This is a genomic window from Bacillus sp. N5-665 (assembly GCF_022637375.2).
Taxonomy (GTDB): domain Bacteria; phylum Bacillota; class Bacilli; order Bacillales; family Bacillaceae_G; genus Bacillus_A; species Bacillus_A wiedmannii.
This window is the reverse complement of record NZ_CP093325.1, coordinates 3,266,886-3,284,200: the sequence shown is the minus strand read 5'-3', so window position 1 is coordinate 3,284,200 and position 17,315 is coordinate 3,266,886. Positions and strand designations below refer to the sequence as shown.

The following is a 17,315-nucleotide window of genomic DNA, read 5'->3' as shown; positions in this document are numbered from 1 at the left end:
AGATAGCTAGTATTAGGCATAAGAGGCTTTCAATAAGACAAGCTTTGAATATGATATTAAAAAGGAGATGAATTGTATTGGGGTATATTATCGATATTTCAAAATGGAATGGAACTATTTATTGGGATATTGCAGCATCTCAGCTAGATTTAGTTATTGCTAGAGCTCAAGATGGCTCGAATACAGTAGATTTTATGTATCAAAATTATGTGAATGAAATGAAGAAACGCAGTATTCCATTTGGTAATTATGCATTTTGTCGCTTTATATCTATTGCTGATGCAAGGAAAGAGGCACAAGATTTTTGGAGTCGTGGCGATAAATCTGCTAAGTTTTGGGTGGTGGACATAGAAATTCAAACGATGATGGATATGCAAGGGGGGACACAAGCGTTTATAGATGAATTATGCTGTTTAGGTGCGAAAAAAGTAGGGCTATACGTGGGGCATCACACGTATGTATCATTTGGAGCACGTAATATTGAAGTTGATTTTGTATGGATTCCTCGTTATGGAGGAAATAAGCCAGCATATCCGTGTGATATTTGGCAATATACTGATGCGGGAAATGTTCCTGGTATTGGGAAATGTGATTTAAATCAATTAATAGGAAATAAGTCGCTTTCTTGGTTTATAGGTTCGGATCAAGTAAATCAACCTATTCAATTTAACAAAAAGAATACACAGCAATCAAATGGTATTGGTATTGCAGTTTCAAAATATCCTGATGGATATGGCATAAACGTATATGAAAATCCTGCGAATCCTCAGTTTACAGGTACAATCACTCAAAAAAATCCATATTTAATCTTACATGGTTATTGGGAAGACGCAGATAAAGATATGATTTGCTTAGGCAATGATAAACAGTGGGTATATGTAAAACATTTTGATGTGAAATGGTTTTATGCAGTTTCAAAATATCCTGTTGGGTATCGAGTAAATTATTATGCAGAGCCTGAATGTATAAATTATAAAGGAAATATTGATGGATCAAAATCTTTTCGTGTGTGGGGCAGAGCGAAAAATGCGGTAGATATCGGGCAAAATAATTGGATACTGGAAGAACATTTAAATATTAAGTACCTATAAGTAAATAAATGTTTTAGGAATACGTAAAGGGTCATCTTACTAATACATAGTAAGATGACCCTTTACGTATTGAAAAAAGGACACGATACATAGTTTATTCAAATGAAATGAATTACATGTGGAAAACACATTGTTAACACAAGTATATTGTATAGTTATTCTTATATAATAATAAAAGTGAGGTATTTTGAATTGAAAAAGAAAAAGTTATTTTTAGGAACAATTATTTCATGCGTAGTACTGGCATTATCGGCATGCGGTTCCTCAGACAACGTAGTAACATCAAAAGTAGGAAATGTTACAGAGAAAGAGTTAAGTAAAGAATTAAGACAAAAATATGGGGAAAGTACTTTATACCAAATGGTGTTAAGTAAGGCGTTACTAGATAAATATAAAGTTTCAGATGAGGAAGCAAAAAAACAAGTAGAAGAAGCAAAAGATAAAATGGGTGACAACTTCAAAGCGACTTTAGAGCAAGTTGGATTGAAAAATGAAGATGAATTAAAAGAAAAAATGAAGCCGGAAATCGCATTTGAGAAAGCGATTAAAGCGACTGTCACAGAAAAAGATGTAAAAGATAACTATAAACCAGAGATTAAGGTAAGTCATATTTTAGTGAAAGATGAAAAGACTGCTAAAGAAGTGAAAGAGAAAGTAAATAATGGTGAAGATTTTGCAGCTTTAGCGAAGCAATACTCAGAGGATCCTGGTTCAAAAGAACAAGGCGGAGAAATAACTGGTTTTGCTCCGGGGCAAACGGTGAAAGAATTTGAGGAAGCTGCATATAAATTAGATGCAGGACAAGTAAGTGAGCCAGTAAAAACAACTCACGGTTACCATATTATTAAAGTGACAGATAAAAAAGAATTGAAGCCATTTGATGAAGTAAAAGATCAAATTCGTAAAGATTTAGAACAGCAAAGACTACAAGATACGACTGGAAAATGGAAACAACAAGTAGTCAATGATTTACTGAAAGATGCTGATATTAAAGTGAACGATAAAGACTTTAAAAATACATTTGAATTTCTAGAAAAGAAATAATGACTGTAATTAGAAAAGGGAACCTTTATAGGTTCCCTTTTCTAGTTAGTGTGTGAGTTATAAATAGATAGTAAGACAATATAATATTACATTTAAATATTAAGAATTACAATGGAAAATTATAGGTTTTTTCGAATGGGGAAAATAAGCACTTTATAGAATGTTGATATTATAATGTTTTAATTGATTAATTTGATTGAAGTGAATAAACATAATTTGAAGAATCATACATCATATATAAGCAAAGAAGAGCCTGATATGGCTCTCAGGCTCTTCTCTCAATAGCAAAGAATAAGTCTTTTAATTATTCTTCTACTATAGAATACACTAAAAATGTCTATTTGTGTAGAAAAATGTCGAAAAATTTATATATCATATTACAAGTACAGAATATATGAAAATACTTTTTGAATAGGAAAAGAAGAGGGTCTTCCTAAAAATATGTTTGCTTCATTATCGTTAGTAAATTTAGATTATGCCCATTTGTGTGTAATTGATTTAAAAGAAGGGGGACTGGGATGTAGCGAACATAAACAATTGAAATATGTTGAACGAATGAAAGGAATATCGGTGTATGTATATAGTATGGCACTGAACGTGATGGAGAAGGGGCAAGGGCATGGAAGGTATAAGAAACAACGTGCAACAAGAATATTTCTCATACGAAAGGAAAGGCCTGGTATTTCATTATGAAATAGCCATAAACAAATTTGAACTAACTAATCTAAAAAACTCATAAAATCATCGGTGATACATACAATAGTATTAAAAAATAGTGAGGTTATAGGAAGTGAAAAGCAGAGCATTCTACTAAAAAAGGATGTTCTTTTTAGTATGAAATTTTTAGGATAAATAAAGAATGCTTTTAAACGAATTACTTAATAGATAAATATATTATGTAGGAGGAGAAAATATGAAAGTAATTTTTCAAAGAGAAGGCGGAGGGAAGGTTTTTGAATCGCATGATGAAGATATAAGTAACTTATTAGCTATTTTAAAAGAAACGAAAGGGGTTAAGATTGGGATGGTTGACTATGAAGTATTAAAATACGAATTAGAGTATTTTCGTAACCCAAAAAAAGCAGTAACGGAGAGGGAATTATATATAATAGTACAACCAAAATATATGTAGTAAGGGGAGATTATGTATTCTTAAACAGTATGTACGAAAAGAGAGTGTTTACATTGCTCTCTTTTCTATAGAAATTTTGTGAGTTCGTTCTGTATAATATATGCTTTCATTTATAGTTGGTTAATAAACTTGAAAAAAGCTTTTTAGTTTAGGCAGGGATTTTATATCCAAATAGATAAATGTTAATATAAAGTATTTTACATATGAATATTGGAGGAGTAAAAATGAGTTTGGCAAGTTATATAGGATGCAATGTAGAAATTCAGTTAACGGATCCAGATTCTAATGATGTAATTGTTTTTGGATCGTGCTTTTCAGATGAAAGTATGCTTGAAATTTTACAAGAGTTTCAATTTCAAACAAGTTACACGTATGAAGTTTCAATGAGCTGGGGCATTGAACTTGTTGAGTAGCAAAGTGAAAAGGAGAAGAAAGAAGCTAAAAAAAGCTATTAGCTTTATGCTCGATTATGGAAGGTTATTTAATTGAGGGGGACTATTTTGAATTATTCAGTTGTTGGGTTGGTGATGAAGATCAGGAACGAGTGGGAGAATTAAAATTAAAAATAAATCATTTTAATATAGATGAGATTTGTATTCCGGAAAGAACGCTTGTCAGGATAGAAAAGTAAATATAGAAATATACGTTTTTAGAAAAAAGCGACTTCATTTTGTATGAAGTCGCTTTTTCTGTTGATATGTGAACGGCCTATTATATAAGAAGTGAAAAGCTCATTTGATGAAGAAACAATAAATGATGTATAAAAATATAATTTAAATCATTCCAAAAGAACGTAGGTTCGTGTATAATTAGAACGAATGTTCTTGTATATGCAGATAGTATGCGAATAAGAAATAAAGTGAAACTTTAATTAGCGGGGTGTTCATCGTCCGTTATTTATTAGCTTTCACCAATTAAGCGTTTACGGGCAGTTGATTTTCGTCTTACCTCCTCGTATATAGCGGATTTTGAGGTAGGAGCTTCACTACCTGTTAATGCGGGATAAATATGAGCCTAGCATTATGAAAGAATAATTGAGTACCATTAAGTGTGAAATTGAATGGATAAATGATCAAGGAGATAAAGAAATGAATGATGTAAAGGTGCAGAAAATAGAAAAAGAATGGGTTCCATTTACAGTAATGTCGGAACAGTTGTTAAGTTTGCGAAAGGTTATTGGAGAGAAGTTTAAAGTACAAAAACCGTTCTTAACAAACGAAGCAAAAGAGAGAATTTCTGATAAATTATTAACGTCATTATTGTCTGAGAAAGAAATATTGGTGACATATTTTGAAGATGGTTACATCCTTACAAGTTATATGACAGTAGTGCATATAAACCCGCTAAAGTACATTGTAATATGTACTGACGCATTTTATAAAACTTACGTATTTAATACTTCTGATATTATTGAAATAACGTAAAGGAAGCTGGAATTTCAATTTTAGCTTCCTTTACGTTATGTTAGATGAGGGATATAAATAATGAAAAGAAAAAGCAGCTAGCTTCATACTAGCTGCTTAGCCCCAGGGAAAGGGAGAAAAAGATAGGGTACTCCAAAAATCAACAATAGCTGTGTAACAGCCTGATTATAGTATAGACAAATTTAAAATTCCTAAACAGAACGATGAAAAAAATAGGATTAGGCTGTACCCACTTGGTTTTGATCTGCAAGGTCAGAATCAAACGTATTAGTCGCGCTCACGCCATTAAAAGTATTAACAACAAAACCAACGTTTGAAGCACCAGATCCATTATAAGCCTTCGTATTTTCTTTCGGAGAAACGTTGTAGAAATCACCTAAGTTAAATGAACCGTTACTATTTTGTACAACTAAATTCCCTACAACTGAGGGCATATTTTTCACCCGCTTTACAATCATTTGTTAACACTACTATATGGTCTTATAGTCCAAATAGTTCATGTAACAAAAATTGTGGAATCGTAAAACGTTTGAAGTGTAGCTTAATCCCGTAATAAAAGTATGCTAAAATTAATGTAAGGTTGAGTAATTAATAATAACAATTGTATAATTAATATATACGAAATCAAAGGAGGCAAAATGTAATGAATAATGTTATAAAAAAAGTAGATTTAACAGATGCAAAATCAAGTAATCTTGTTGCGCTTATTTATAGCAATGAAGTTATTTTGGTTGAAGAAGCATTTTGTCCAAATGAAATAAAATTAAAGTTTAATGAAATTGCAATTTTATCGGCTATTAAAACAGCACATATAATGAAAGTAACTATCAGAAAAGAACTGGAAGCAATTTTTCATGACACTGGTGTTTTATTTGTGAAGCATAGTGTTGATTATGGTAACAGTCAATCTATCACTATGCATTTTGAACAATTCAAAAAGTTGCAAAATGAGATTGAGAATTTAAATAAAAATAGGTAATCAGACTAGATGAAGATTCTTTCATATAGGTGAACTGTTCTATGATGAAAAATTGGTTTGAAATTTTTTCAGATGAATCTCACTGTAAGCATAAATGTGGGTTTATTAAGATGCAGGATAATGAAGATTTTAAAAGAAGTAATCTAGGTGTAGCTTTTATGTATCGGTGTGAGAAATGCGGGAAAGAGAAGCTGAAATATAAAAGTAATAACGAAATGAATAATGACTTTTTTGATATATAAGCAAGAGTAACTGTTATGGTTACTCTTTTTGCTTACATAAAAACTCCTACTAAAGTATGAAATGAGTTGATACTTTAGTAAATGGCTGAATGAAAAGGGAGAGTGTAAAATTTTATAAAGGAGGAGAGGTACATGCAACGAAACGAAACTGGAAAAATTGTAATGATTACAGGAGTGACGCAAGGATTAGGTCGTGCAATGGTTGATCGATTTCATGAATTGGGATGGAATATATATGGCTGTGGACGTTCAAAAGATAAAATTGAAGAATTGAAAAAATATTACGGTAATATACATGATTTTCAAATAATCGATGTTTCAGACTCCCAGCAAGTAAGTAATTGGGCGAATTATATACTTCATAGATATAGAGCACCTGATTTGTTAATAAATAATGCATCGATTGTTAATAAAAATGCGCCACTGTGGAAAGTAACAGCTCAAGAATTCGAAAATGTAATGAATGTAAACGTAAATGGTGTAGTAAATGTAATTAGGGCATTTGTCCCAGCGATGGTAGCTAGGAAAGAAGGAATGATTATTAATATGAGTTCTAGTTGGGGCCGAGAGGGAGAAGCTGAGCTGGCGCCATATTGTGCCTCAAAGTTTGCAATTGAAGGTATCACGAAATCTATGGCACTTGAATTGCCCTATGGCATGGCTGTTGTCGCTTTAGATCCAGGCGGCAGCATTAGCACTCCAATGCTGTATTCATGTGCACCACAGTATGTAAATGAATCACCCACACCTGAAATGTGGTCACGTAATGCGATTCAATATATATTAAATATAACAATAGATAAAAATGGAGCTTCATTGACATGCCCAGAATGTATGTAAATATATTTTGAAGTGTATACGTATCTTTTAATTAGCATATTTTCAGTGATATACGCTTTGTCTAAAAAAAGTACCTTAAAGGTGCTTTTTTGTATGATTAACACATTTTAGAATGCACAAAATTACATATAGAAAATAAATATGAGATAAAGGATGTCATTTGTGTATGGCGAAAAAAGCACTAGAAAATTTCTAAATAGGTGATAAAAATGAATCCAAGCGGTTTAAAAGTGACAGGAGCATGGTTTCAAGTAGGAGGAAATCTTACTGCGGCTATTGGGACGACAAGAGGATTTATTGGAGAAGAGAAAGTTGAATCAGATCTTATAATTGTAGGAAGCTCATTACAAGCCCTCGGTTATATATTACAAATAATAGCGAGTAATGATACCGGAGATGAAGCTGAAAGAGAAAATCAAAATATGTGTTTGGAGAATAAAAGCGAAATGCTTGATAAAATGGGCATTGAATTATTAGCATTAGGGAATATATCAAATGTAATAGGAACATATTTTAATATAAATAAACAATTGAAAGAGAATGATTATCTCATAATTATCGGGAACAGTTTACAATCGATTGGTGCTTTTTTAGGAGTAGAAGCAGCTTTGCTTCAGATGAAAGCAATACAGAGAATTATAATACTAGGTAATTCTTTGCAAAGTTTAGGTGCTGGACTTCAGGCGTATCAAGGTATTATTAATGTATCGAAGAACGAAATAGAAAATGAAGACAGTATGGTTGATAAGAAGAATGAGAAGATAATAGCACTCATTGGTATTTGGATACAAGCAATAGGAACTATTATTTCTGCGATTGGATTAACTATAATAGAGAAAGAAGAAAGATTAGAAAAAATAAAAATGTGAAAATACACATTTGATAAAGGAAGGGGGATTTCAATTTTACATACGTGGTAAGATTAAAGTAGTAGGTTTTTAGGCATTTGAATAGAATATATAAGAGTAGAAAAGTTTTTTATGCTTAATTGGAATGTATGAAATATAAAAATAATTGGTTTTGTGAGCGTATGATAAGAAGAGAGATAAAAAATACAAAACAAGGAGTTTTCAAGAGATGATGTATTTATTGGCAATTCTACTACCACCAGTAGCCGTATTATTTTGTGGAAAACCATTTCAAGCAATAATTAACTTCCTATTAACATTAATATTTTGGGTTCCAGGAGTTATACATGCGATATTAGTTGTACATGATAAAAAAGCAGACCGGAGATTAAAAAAACAAATTGAAGCATATGATGAAATGAATAAGAGGAATAGAAGATAGCTAAGTCGTGAAATGATTGTAAAAAGAAAGGGGGACTACCTCCTTTCTTTTTTTCATTCTGTTTAAGTTTAAATTTTAGTATAGCGGTAAGAATTTTTAATATAAGTATTGTGATAATTAGTTTTAGAGTGTGCGCTTAATAAACCGGTGTAAATGTTTTCAGGCACGTTAAAGAAATCATACATTCCATTCCTTAATTGAATGCGTAAAATCATAGAAAAAGGATTATAGCCAACAGCAACAATATTTTTAGAACTCACGGGAGATAGCTTCATCATTATGCAACTCCTCACTTTTCATTTTTAATAATTTCTTGTAGATGTTGAGGTTGTGGTGTTGAAATCCTTATAATTAAAGAGGTATTATACTTATATACAATATATTAAATGTTCGTTATACGTAATGATAAGGAAGTTCACACGAAGTACATATCGTTGTGCTATTTTTATTTCACCTTTGATTTATAAATAAGAAAATATTGACCATTTGAAAAAAAGGTATATTATTTATACGAGGTATGAAAAATTCACTTTTTACATTCTATGCTTCAAGGGGCAGCATTATTAGGAAAATAGAAGTGAAAATAGTTTGCATAAGAAGAATTCTAAAATTTATAATCTGTGAATTAGGAAAATATTGAATGCTCCAGGTCAATTTACTTTCTTAATTAAATTCAGTTTAGAAAGTGACCTCAATATTTTTAAGTAAATCAACGGGAGAATTGAAAGGCAGGAGAAAGTAACATGTCAGAAAATTATCGTTCTCGAGAGGAGCGACGACAAGTTAAAAAGAAAAAACAGCCAGCTTCTAAAACACAAAAACCAAAAGGGAAAACATCGTTCTTTCGTAAGTTTTTAATTACTTGTTTATTACTTGGTATTGTTGGTTTAGTGGCGGGGGTTGCTACCTTCTTCGTAATGATTAAGGACGCACCAAAACTTGAGAAAGCAAAACTTGTTAATCCGTTATCCTCAAAAATTTATGATAAAAATGGCGATTTGGTATATGAATACGGGAAAGAAAAACGGACGAATGTTACGTATGATCAAATTCCTAAATTAGTAGAAAATGCATTTTTAGCAACTGAAGATGCACGTTTTTATGAGCATAGTGGAGTAGACTTTAAAGGTACTGCCCGTGCTGTGTTGGTGAGTCTTAAAGGAGATTACGGCTCACAAGGTGGAAGTACAATAACGCAACAGGTTATTAAAAACTACTTCTTATCGATGGAAAAAACATCAAAACGTAAAGTTCAGGAAATATATTTAGCGTATAAGCTAGAACAACAGTATTCAAAACATGAAATTTTAGAAATGTATTTAAATAAAATTAATTTAGGAAACCGTTCATATGGTATCGCAACAGCAGCACAAAACTACTATGGTAAAGAATTGAAAGATTTAACATTACCAGAAGTTGCGATGCTTGCAGGTTTACCGAAAGCACCAAATAACTATGATCCATCGAAACCAGAAAATGTTCAAAGGGCAACAGAAAGAAGAGATGTTGTACTAAAATTAATGAACCGACATGGTTATATTACAAAGGCAGAAATGGAAGAAGCATCAAAAGTTTCAGTAACAGATGGTCTTAAACCTGCAACTGAACTTCAAGCAATGCCATACCCTGCATTTATGGATGCAGTTGTGAAAGAAGTAGAAAAAGAATTACCCGATGCTAATATTGGATCTGATGGTTTAGAAATTTATACAACTTTGGATCCAGATGCACAGAAATTAGCTGATAATATTTTAAATACAAATATTATTAATTATCCAAATGATAAATTCCAAGGTGCTTTCACATTTATGGACACGAAAACAGGAGAAGTTCGTGCTATAGGTAGTGGGCGCGGTGAAAATAAAGCAGTATTTAAAGGGCATAATATGGCAATTGAATTAGATCGTGCAGCTGGTTCAACTATGAAGCCAATCTTTGATTACGGTCCTGCAATTGAATACTTAAAATGGGCTACGTATCATCAAATTGATGACTCTCCATTTAAATATTCAACTGGACAAGAACTTCGAAATGCGGACAGAACTCATTTAGGCCCAATTACTATGCGTGAAGCGTTAAAAATGTCACGTAACGTTCCAGCAGTTAAAACTGCGAAAGAAGTAGGACTTAATAAATCAAAGGAATTCTCTGAGAAATTAGGTATTACATTTAATAAACCGCTGGCAGAATCTACAGCTATTGGTACAAACGAAGTATCGCCAACTGAAATGGCGGGTGCTTATGCGACATTTGGAAATGGTGGAAAGTATGCAAAACCGCATTTTGTTAAGAAAATAGTTTATCCAGACGGCAAGTCACAAAGTTTTGAGCAAAAACCAAAACAAGTTATAGCTGACTCTACAGCATATATGATTACTGATATGCTTCGTTCAGTAGTGACATCAGGTACTGGTACAGCGGCAAATATAAGTTCTTTAGATGTAGCTGGAAAAACAGGTACAACAAACTATGCTTCAAAACAATTAGCTCAATATAAAATTCCAGAAAGTGCAACTCGTGATAGTTGGTTTGCAGGTTATACGCCGCAATATACGATGGCAGTATGGACTGGGTATATGAAAGATGGTAAAGAAGAGTATATTAGTAGTAAAAATACGAAAATTGCACAGTTGATCTTTAAAGAAATGATGAGCGAGATGGCTACAGATAAATCAAGATTTAAAATGCCAAGTAGTGTAATTCAAGAAGGTAGTGAGCTACGTATAAAAGGGGAAAAACGTGATTCTTCTCCAAATACGAGCGTACCGGATACAACGGAACAACCAAAACAAGATCAACAACAAAAAACTGAAGAAGAGAAAAAGCAAGAAGAATTAAAGAAACAAGAAGAACTTAAAAAACAAGAAGAAAAGAAACAAGAAGAACTTAAGAAGCAAGAAGAACAAAAGAAACTAGAAGAGCAAAAGAAACAAGAAGAAGAAAAGAAACAAAATGAACAAAATAATGGAAATGGCCAAGGAACGACACCTCCAGCGAATAACGGAGGAGGCCAAGGAAATACAACACCTCCAGCGAATAATGGAGGAGGCCAAGGAAATACGACACCTCCAGCGAATAACGGAGGAGGCCAAGGAAATACAACACCTCCAGCGAATAATGGAGGAGGTCAAGGAAATACGACACCTCCAGCAAATAATGGGGGAGGTCAAGGAAATACAACTCCACCAGCGACCACACAACCAGAGACTGGTGGGAATGCAGGAGAAGCTCCTGCTAATAATGGACAATAAGAAAATTTTATGAATAATATTAAAAAGCACTTAAGATTTGTAAACATTACAAATCTTAAGTGCTTTTTTCGTTTAAATGTTAAAAGTACCATAGAAATTTTGAAAATAAATGGAAGGAAAATGATAAAAAACTTGAGCCTGGGGTAGTGGAGGATAACTGTGACTTTGAAAGGTAGTATTACTTGGATGTGCGCCATGATGCCAAAATGAGGGAGTAACTTGACCTGGAATTTGATATTGTTGCCAAGTTGCAGGAAGTTCAATTCCTACATCGGAACTAGCTGTATGAACGGCTGGAACGTGTATCCCAGGAGTCGAAGGAACGACGGCTGTTACTCTTGAAGATACCCACATAACATAATCACTCCTAAGTTGTGATAATAAAGTAGTATATTCTTTTCACGCGTATAAAGGTACATATAGATAGGACTTTAGGCTAATGTATACTTATAAAGTTGTAAGACCAATTTATATTGATGGTGGACCATTTATTATAAAAAGTTACGTCTATTTACGGAGGGAAAAGGGACTAAGAAAATGTAAAATGGAGGTGTTAATTGCAAGAATATACGTGTTTATGGAGGAATTTTAATGGAACGATTATGGACGAAATCATTTATTCAAATGACTTTCGCAATGTTATTTTTATTTACAGGATTTTATTTACTTGTACCAACGCTCCCGCTCTTTATTAAAGAGATAGGCGGCAATGAATCACAAGTTGGACTTATGATGGGAATGTTTACAATAGCAGCAGTTGTAATACGACCGATTATCGGAGGAATGTTAGATCAATATGGGAGAAGATCTTTTATTATTTTCGGACTCGTCTTTTTTGGGATAACGATGTATTCTTATAATTTAGCATCGACTATTGTTCTTTTAGCTGTTTTACGGGTTATTCATGGGGTGACATGGGCTGTTTCTACAACAGCTGTTGGAACAGCGATAACTGATATTATTCCAGATTCACGCCGTGGTGAAGGTATGGGTTGGTACGGGATGGCTATGACAATTGCAATGGCAATCGGCCCAATGATTGGATTATCGGTTGTACAACATTATTCATTTCACGGCCTATTCTTGTTGGCAACTCTTTTATCCTTTATGGCAGTCCTATTATCGTTCATGACGAAAATGCCATTCACACCACAAAAAGAAAAAGGGAAAATGCAGTTGTTTGAAAAATCGGTTCTATCCATTACAATTGTAGTTTTCTTTTTATCATTTGCATATGGAGGAATTACGACGTTTTTACCGCTATTTGCATCTTCAATCGATGTGAATCCTGGGACATTCTTTCTTGTATATGCAGTTGCTTTAACGATTGTAAGACCAATTTCAGGAAAACTATTAGATAAGTATGGAGAAGTATTTATTATACTCCCGGCACTATGTATTACGATTATCGCGATAGTTGTATTAACGATTTCAAATAGTTTAATAGGGGTAGTTATCGCAGCTGCATTATACGGTGTTGGATTCGGTTCAGCACAGCCCGCATTACAAGCAGCGATGCTTACAATTGTTGATCCGAGTAAAAGAGGAGTTGCTAACGCTTCATTCTTTACTGCATTTGATTTAGGGATTGGACTTGGTGCGATTTTACTTGGAGTTGTTTCGCAAATGTTTGGTTACCGTATTTTATTTGCAGGTAGTGCAATTTCAGGACTAATCGCTTTCATTATTTTTGTCATTTTTGTAAAACAGCGATTAGGTAAAAAAGAATTTGCGTAAACGGGAGTAACAAAGAGGAAAATTTCAATTGAACTTAACGATTTACAATGGTTAAAGGATAACATAATAATAGTTCAATTCAGCCGGACTATTCTTTAGGGATAGTTTCTGAGAAATCAGATGGGGAAATCGTGTCAGTTGAGAAAGAAGTCATTCTATTTTGGGAGATGTTTATAATCTTTGGTACTTTAAAAACTATCATTTAGTTAAATGTTACTATGAGGAAACGGAAGAAATTCAATTTAATTATGTGAAATAATAACTTTTTTAAAAATAAATAAGTTTTATATAAGAATTATATTGATGAGATAGTGAAATAAATATCATGTAGAAACGAGTTGTATATGTGTACAGCTCGTTTTTTTTTATTTTCTTAAAAAAATTGGTTGAATGATATATTCTGTGGGATTTTCTGAGTCATCCTTATATTTTGTTTTAATAAGACACATAAAGAAGTCAGTCCTTTCTTTATAAAATGTGAAAATTATTTTTGAAAAATTGTATTGTTACATCGGTAAAAGTATAGGAAACTTATCATTATAAAATAAATTGAAATCTTCTAAAAACTCTGATACATTGAAATAGAAATGTAGTTTCACGAATTTGTAAAGGCTTACAGTTATGTGCACGAAGATCTATTAGGATTGGAGGAAATAATGATGAAAGCTAAAGAAAAATTTTCCCCGGGATTAGATGGTATAGTGGCAGCGGAGACGAAAATTTCGTTTCTTGACACAGTGAAAGGTGAAATTGTAATTCAAGGGTATGATTTAATCGAACTCTCAAAAACAAAAGAGTATTTAGATATTGTGCACCTTTTATTGGAAGAACATCTACCGAATGAGGATGAAAAAGCACAACTTGAAAAGAAATTAAAAGAAGAATACGCGGTACCAGAAGGTGTATTCAACGTATTAAAGGCATTACCGAAAGAAACGCACCCGATGGATGGATTGCGTACAGGTGTGTCCGCATTAGCTGGTTACGATAATGATATCGAAAACCGCTCGTTAGAAGTAAACAAAAGCCGCGGGTACAAATTATTGAGCAAAGTACCAAACATTGTAGCGAATAGCTATCATATTTTAAATAATGAAGAGCCAATCCAGCCTCTTCAAGAATTATCATATAGCGCGAATTTCTTCTATATGTTAACAGGTAAAAAACCAACTGAACTTGAGGAGAAGATCTTTGATCGTTCCCTTGTTTTATATAGTGAACATGAAATGCCAAACTCTACATTTACAGCGCGCGTTATTGCATCAACGCAATCGGACTTATATGGTGCTTTAACAGGGGCAGTTGCATCTTTAAAAGGTAGCTTACACGGTGGTGCGAACGAAGCGGTTATGTACATGCTGTTAGAAGCTGGTAATGTTGAGAAGTTTGAAGAGTTGTTACAGAAGAAATTATATAACAAAGAAAAAATTATGGGCTTTGGACATCGTGTGTACATGAAGAAGATGGATCCAAGAGCACTGATGATGAAGGAAGCTTTAAAGCAGTTATGTGATGTAAAAGGTGATTATACACTATATGAAATGTGTGAAGCTGGAGAAAAGATTATGGAGAAGGAAAAAGGAATTTATCCGAACCTTGATTATTATGCAGCTCCAGTATATTGGATGCTTGGTATTCCAATTCAACTTTACACACCAATCTTCTTTAGCTCTAGAACAGTGGGACTATGTGCGCACGTAATTGAGCAACATGCGAACAATCGATTGTTCCGTCCACGTGTAAATTATGTTGGCGAGCGACATGTACTTAGTAAATAAGAACAACTCGGGAGTTGTTAGCGCCGCCCGCTAGATGGGTGTTTGACCGACACCCATCATTAATAATAACGAATTTTCGACAGAAAGGGAAGAATAGTATGATTAAAACAAATGAAATTAAACAAAAAGATGCATTATTAGAAGAAATTGCGGATTATGTATTAAATAAAGAGGTAACTAGTGCAGAAGCATTCAGTACTGCTCGCTACGTATTACTTGATACACTTGGATGCGGAATTTTAGCACTACAATATCCAGAGTGTACGAAATTACTAGGACCAGTTGTACCAGGAACAATCGTACCAAATGGTACACGTGTACCAGGTACGTCATATGTGCTTGATCCAGTGAAAGGTGCATTTAATATCGGATGTATGATCCGTTGGTTAGACTATAACGATACTTGGCTTGCAGCAGAGTGGGGACATCCATCTGATAACTTAGGCGGAATTTTAGCAGTTGCAGATTATATTAGCCGTGTTCGTATTTCAGAAGGAAAAGAACCATTAAAAGTACGTGAAGTATTAGAAATGATGATTAAAGCACATGAAATTCAAGGTGTACTTGCTTTAGAAAATAGTTTAAACCGCGTCGGTCTTGACCACGTATTATACGTAAAAGTAGCAACAACTGCTGTAGTTGCAAAAATGCTCGGCGGAACACGTGAAGAAATCTTTAATGCATTATCACATGCATGGATTGATAATTCTAGTCTTCGTACATATCGTCATGCACCAAATACAGGCTCACGTAAATCATGGGCAGCAGGTGATGCAACAAGTCGCGGTGTTCATCTTGCAATGACTGCTCTAAAAGGTGAAATGGGTTATCCAACAGCATTATCTGCACCAGGTTGGGGATTCCAAGATGTATTATTTAATAAACAAGAATTAAAGTTAGCAAGACCATTAGAGTCTTATGTAATGGAAAATGTATTATTTAAAGTTTCATATCCAGCAGAATTCCATGCACAAACAGCTGCAGAGTGTGCTGTGAAATTACATCCAGAAATTAAAGAAAGATTAGATGAAATTGACCGTATTACAATTACAACTCATGAATCAGCAATTCGTATTATCGATAAAGAAGGTCCATTAAATAACCCAGCTGATCGTGATCATTGCTTACAATACATTACGGCAATCGGTTTATTAAAAGGAGATATCGTTGCGGATGATTATGAGGATGTAGTAGCAAATGATCCACGTGTAGATGAATTACGTAATAAGATGGTTGTTGTTGAAAACAAACAGTACAGTTTAGATTACCTTGACCCGAACAAGCGCTCAATCGCCAACGCTGTTCAAGTTCATTTCAAGGATGGCACTGTAACAGAAAATGTGGAATGTGAATATCCACTTGGTCACCGTTTCCGTAGAGACGAAGCAATTCCAAAAGTTGTTCAAAAGTTCACTGCAAATATGGCAGGTCATTATTCTAGTAAGCAACAAGAACAAATTCATGAAGTTTGTCTAAATGAAGAAAAACTAGAAAATATGAATGTAAACGAATTTGTAGATCTATTCTTAAATTAATAATAGGGGGAATTTAGAATGGCTTGGGTTGTGAATAAACAGTCAACACAAGAGGAGCTTGCGAATCGCTTCCGAGCTTTAGTAGAAGCAAATGGGATTTTGCAAATTCCAGGTGCTCATGATGCAATGGCTGCTCTTGTTGCGAAAAATACAGGTTTTTCAGCTTTATATTTATCGGGAGCTGCTTATACTGCAAGTAAAGGGCTACCAGATTTAGGAATCGTGACGTCTACTGAAGTAGCAGTAAGAGCAAGAGATCTAGTAAGAGCTACAGATTTACCAGTTCTTGTTGATATTGATACAGGATTTGGCGGTGTATTAAACGTAGCGAGAACAGCAGTAGAAATGGTGGAAGCAAAAGTTGCGGCTGTTCAAATTGAAGATCAACAATTACCGAAGAAATGTGGACATTTAAATGGTAAGAAACTCGTTACTACAGAAGAATTAGTTCAAAAGATTAAAGCGATTAAAGAAGTTGCACCAAGCTTATATATTGTGGCACGTACAGATGCTCGCGGTGTAGAAGGCTTAGATGAAGCAATCGAAAGAGCGAACGCTTATGTAAAAGCAGGTGCAGATGCAATATTCCCTGAAGCGCTTCAATCAGAAGAAGAGTTCCGTCTATTTAATAGTAAAGTAAATGCCCCTTTACTTGCGAATATGACTGAGTTCGGGAAAACGCCGTATTATAGTGCAGAGGAATTTGCAAATATGGGCTTCCAAATAGTTATTTATCCTGTAACTTCACTTCGTGTTGCAGCGAAAGCATATGAGAATGTGTTTACTTTAATTAAGGAAACAGGTTCTCAAAAAGATGCACTTTCAAGTATGCAAACGAGAAGTGAGTTATATGAAACAATTTCATATCATGACTTTGAAGAATTAGATACTGGAATTGCAAAAACAGTATTATCAGAGGATCAATAGATAAAACAACTAAGGCGATGAGAATACATCTTTGGCAAAACGAAC

General features: G+C 33.7%; 18 protein-coding genes and 2 pseudogenes. 17 read left to right on the top strand and 3 right to left on the bottom strand.

Annotation, left to right across the window (positions count from 1 at the left end):
- Nucleotides 1–77: 77 nt before the first annotated feature.
- From MNO09_RS19400 to MNO09_RS19375, 6 genes and pseudogenes are all read left to right on the top strand, one after another.
- A complete protein-coding gene (locus tag MNO09_RS19400) occupies nucleotides 78–1,091 on the top strand; it encodes a glycoside hydrolase family 25 protein (protein WP_088107136.1) in 1,014 nt (337 codons plus the stop codon).
- Between the two features lie 192 nt (nucleotides 1,092–1,283).
- Nucleotides 1,284–2,135, top strand: coding sequence for a peptidylprolyl isomerase PrsA (locus tag MNO09_RS19395; RefSeq protein WP_000727485.1), 852 nt, complete (start codon nucleotides 1,284–1,286; stop codon nucleotides 2,133–2,135).
- A gap of 441 nt (nucleotides 2,136–2,576) precedes the next feature.
- On the top strand, nucleotides 2,577–2,828 hold the full coding sequence (locus tag MNO09_RS19390; RefSeq protein WP_002096635.1) for a hypothetical protein: 252 nt from the start codon (nucleotides 2,577–2,579) through the stop codon (nucleotides 2,826–2,828).
- Between the two features lie 220 nt (nucleotides 2,829–3,048).
- A complete protein-coding gene (locus MNO09_RS19385; protein WP_000864294.1) occupies nucleotides 3,049–3,267 on the top strand; it encodes a hypothetical protein in 219 nt (72 codons plus the stop codon).
- A 224-nt stretch (nucleotides 3,268–3,491) separates the two neighbouring features.
- Nucleotides 3,492–3,898, top strand: a pseudogene (locus MNO09_RS19380) (hypothetical protein).
- A gap of 457 nt (nucleotides 3,899–4,355) precedes the next feature.
- Nucleotides 4,356–4,691 (top strand): YolD-like family protein, encoded by a 336-nt coding sequence (locus MNO09_RS19375; RefSeq protein ID WP_241950043.1) that lies wholly within the window; start codon nucleotides 4,356–4,358, stop codon nucleotides 4,689–4,691.
- Nucleotides 4,692–4,909: 218 nt separating this feature from the next.
- On the opposite strand, the gene gerPF is transcribed toward MNO09_RS19375, so the two are convergent.
- Nucleotides 4,910–5,125, bottom strand: a complete 216-nt coding sequence (gene gerPF / locus MNO09_RS19370) for a spore germination protein GerPF (protein ID WP_001141565.1) — start codon at nucleotides 5,123–5,125, stop codon at nucleotides 4,910–4,912.
- Nucleotides 5,126–5,334: 209 nt separating this feature from the next.
- Between gerPF and MNO09_RS19365 the strand changes: the two genes are divergently transcribed.
- From MNO09_RS19365 to MNO09_RS19345, 5 genes are all read left to right on the top strand, one after another.
- The gene (locus tag MNO09_RS19365) at nucleotides 5,335–5,670 is read left to right on the top strand and encodes a hypothetical protein (protein WP_001066871.1); all 336 of its coding nucleotides are present in this window, start codon (nucleotides 5,335–5,337) and stop codon (nucleotides 5,668–5,670) included.
- A gap of 41 nt (nucleotides 5,671–5,711) precedes the next feature.
- On the top strand, nucleotides 5,712–5,912 hold the full coding sequence (locus MNO09_RS19360; protein ID WP_000977406.1) for a hypothetical protein: 201 nt from the start codon (nucleotides 5,712–5,714) through the stop codon (nucleotides 5,910–5,912).
- Between the two features lie 132 nt (nucleotides 5,913–6,044).
- Nucleotides 6,045–6,752 carry an SDR family oxidoreductase gene (locus MNO09_RS19355; protein WP_001189475.1) on the top strand — a complete coding sequence of 236 codons (708 nt, stop codon included), beginning with the start codon at nucleotides 6,045–6,047 and terminating at the stop codon, nucleotides 6,750–6,752.
- Between the two features lie 209 nt (nucleotides 6,753–6,961).
- On the top strand, nucleotides 6,962–7,621 hold the full coding sequence (locus tag MNO09_RS19350; RefSeq protein WP_001069867.1) for a DUF6944 family repetitive protein: 660 nt from the start codon (nucleotides 6,962–6,964) through the stop codon (nucleotides 7,619–7,621).
- A gap of 208 nt (nucleotides 7,622–7,829) precedes the next feature.
- Nucleotides 7,830–8,042, top strand: a complete 213-nt coding sequence (locus tag MNO09_RS19345) for a YqaE/Pmp3 family membrane protein (RefSeq protein WP_000990228.1) — start codon at nucleotides 7,830–7,832, stop codon at nucleotides 8,040–8,042.
- Between the two features lie 68 nt (nucleotides 8,043–8,110).
- Here the strand turns inward: MNO09_RS19345 and MNO09_RS19340 are convergent, their stop codons facing one another.
- A complete protein-coding gene (locus MNO09_RS19340; protein WP_000977084.1) occupies nucleotides 8,111–8,320 on the bottom strand; it encodes a KTSC domain-containing protein in 210 nt (69 codons plus the stop codon).
- 465 nt (nucleotides 8,321–8,785) lie between these two features.
- On the opposite strand from MNO09_RS19340, the gene MNO09_RS19335 reads away from it, so the two are divergent.
- Entirely contained in the window at nucleotides 8,786–11,293 is a 2,508-nt protein-coding gene (locus MNO09_RS19335; RefSeq protein WP_088107137.1) for a PBP1A family penicillin-binding protein, read from the top strand.
- Between the two features lie 72 nt (nucleotides 11,294–11,365).
- Here the strand turns inward: MNO09_RS19335 and MNO09_RS19330 are convergent, their stop codons facing one another.
- Nucleotides 11,366–11,647 carry a hypothetical protein gene (locus tag MNO09_RS19330; protein WP_088107138.1) on the bottom strand — a complete coding sequence of 94 codons (282 nt, stop codon included), beginning with the start codon at nucleotides 11,645–11,647 and terminating at the stop codon, nucleotides 11,366–11,368.
- Between the two features lie 237 nt (nucleotides 11,648–11,884).
- Between MNO09_RS19330 and MNO09_RS19325 the strand changes: the two genes are divergently transcribed.
- The 5 genes and pseudogenes from MNO09_RS19325 (at nucleotide 11,885) to prpB (ending at nucleotide 17,270) form a co-directional block, all read left to right on the top strand.
- Entirely contained in the window at nucleotides 11,885–13,030 is a 1,146-nt protein-coding gene (locus tag MNO09_RS19325) for an MFS transporter (RefSeq protein WP_000440677.1), read from the top strand.
- 68 nt (nucleotides 13,031–13,098) lie between these two features.
- Nucleotides 13,099–13,289, top strand: a pseudogene (locus MNO09_RS19320) (hypothetical protein); the annotation flags it as partial.
- A 397-nt stretch (nucleotides 13,290–13,686) separates the two neighbouring features.
- Nucleotides 13,687–14,808, top strand: a complete 1,122-nt coding sequence (gene mmgD / locus MNO09_RS19315) for a citrate synthase (protein WP_002096629.1) — start codon at nucleotides 13,687–13,689, stop codon at nucleotides 14,806–14,808.
- Between the two features lie 98 nt (nucleotides 14,809–14,906).
- Complete coding sequence (gene prpD, locus MNO09_RS19310) at nucleotides 14,907–16,343, top strand: 2-methylcitrate dehydratase (protein WP_000598118.1); 1,437 nt, start codon at nucleotides 14,907–14,909, stop codon at nucleotides 16,341–16,343.
- A gap of 18 nt (nucleotides 16,344–16,361) precedes the next feature.
- Nucleotides 16,362–17,270, top strand: coding sequence for a methylisocitrate lyase (prpB, locus tag MNO09_RS19305; protein WP_000312656.1), 909 nt, complete (start codon nucleotides 16,362–16,364; stop codon nucleotides 17,268–17,270).
- The last annotated feature ends 45 nt before the right edge of the window (nucleotides 17,271–17,315 follow it).

Coding starts and splice junctions, on each gene's coding strand:
- gerPF (WP_001141565.1), bottom strand. CDS start 5,125: ATGCCCTCAGTTGTAGGGAATTTAGTTGTACAAAATAGTAACGGTTCA.
- MNO09_RS19345 (WP_000990228.1), top strand. CDS start 7,830: ATGATGTATTTATTGGCAATTCTACTACCACCAGTAGCCGTATTATTT.
- prpB (WP_000312656.1), top strand. CDS start 16,362: ATGGCTTGGGTTGTGAATAAACAGTCAACACAAGAGGAGCTTGCGAAT.
- MNO09_RS19350 (WP_001069867.1), top strand. CDS start 6,962: ATGAATCCAAGCGGTTTAAAAGTGACAGGAGCATGGTTTCAAGTAGGA.
- MNO09_RS19375 (WP_241950043.1), top strand. CDS start 4,356: ATGAATGATGTAAAGGTGCAGAAAATAGAAAAAGAATGGGTTCCATTT.
- MNO09_RS19335 (WP_088107137.1), top strand. CDS start 8,786: ATGTCAGAAAATTATCGTTCTCGAGAGGAGCGACGACAAGTTAAAAAG.
- mmgD (WP_002096629.1), top strand. CDS start 13,687: ATGATGAAAGCTAAAGAAAAATTTTCCCCGGGATTAGATGGTATAGTG.
- MNO09_RS19340 (WP_000977084.1), bottom strand. CDS start 8,320: ATGATGAAGCTATCTCCCGTGAGTTCTAAAAATATTGTTGCTGTTGGC.
- MNO09_RS19390 (WP_002096635.1), top strand. CDS start 2,577: ATGTTTGCTTCATTATCGTTAGTAAATTTAGATTATGCCCATTTGTGT.
- MNO09_RS19355 (WP_001189475.1), top strand. CDS start 6,045: ATGCAACGAAACGAAACTGGAAAAATTGTAATGATTACAGGAGTGACG.
- MNO09_RS19365 (WP_001066871.1), top strand. CDS start 5,335: ATGAATAATGTTATAAAAAAAGTAGATTTAACAGATGCAAAATCAAGT.
- prpD (WP_000598118.1), top strand. CDS start 14,907: ATGATTAAAACAAATGAAATTAAACAAAAAGATGCATTATTAGAAGAA.
- MNO09_RS19330 (WP_088107138.1), bottom strand. CDS start 11,647: ATGTGGGTATCTTCAAGAGTAACAGCCGTCGTTCCTTCGACTCCTGGG.
- MNO09_RS19325 (WP_000440677.1), top strand. CDS start 11,885: ATGGAACGATTATGGACGAAATCATTTATTCAAATGACTTTCGCAATG.
- MNO09_RS19385 (WP_000864294.1), top strand. CDS start 3,049: ATGAAAGTAATTTTTCAAAGAGAAGGCGGAGGGAAGGTTTTTGAATCG.
- MNO09_RS19360 (WP_000977406.1), top strand. CDS start 5,712: ATGATGAAAAATTGGTTTGAAATTTTTTCAGATGAATCTCACTGTAAG.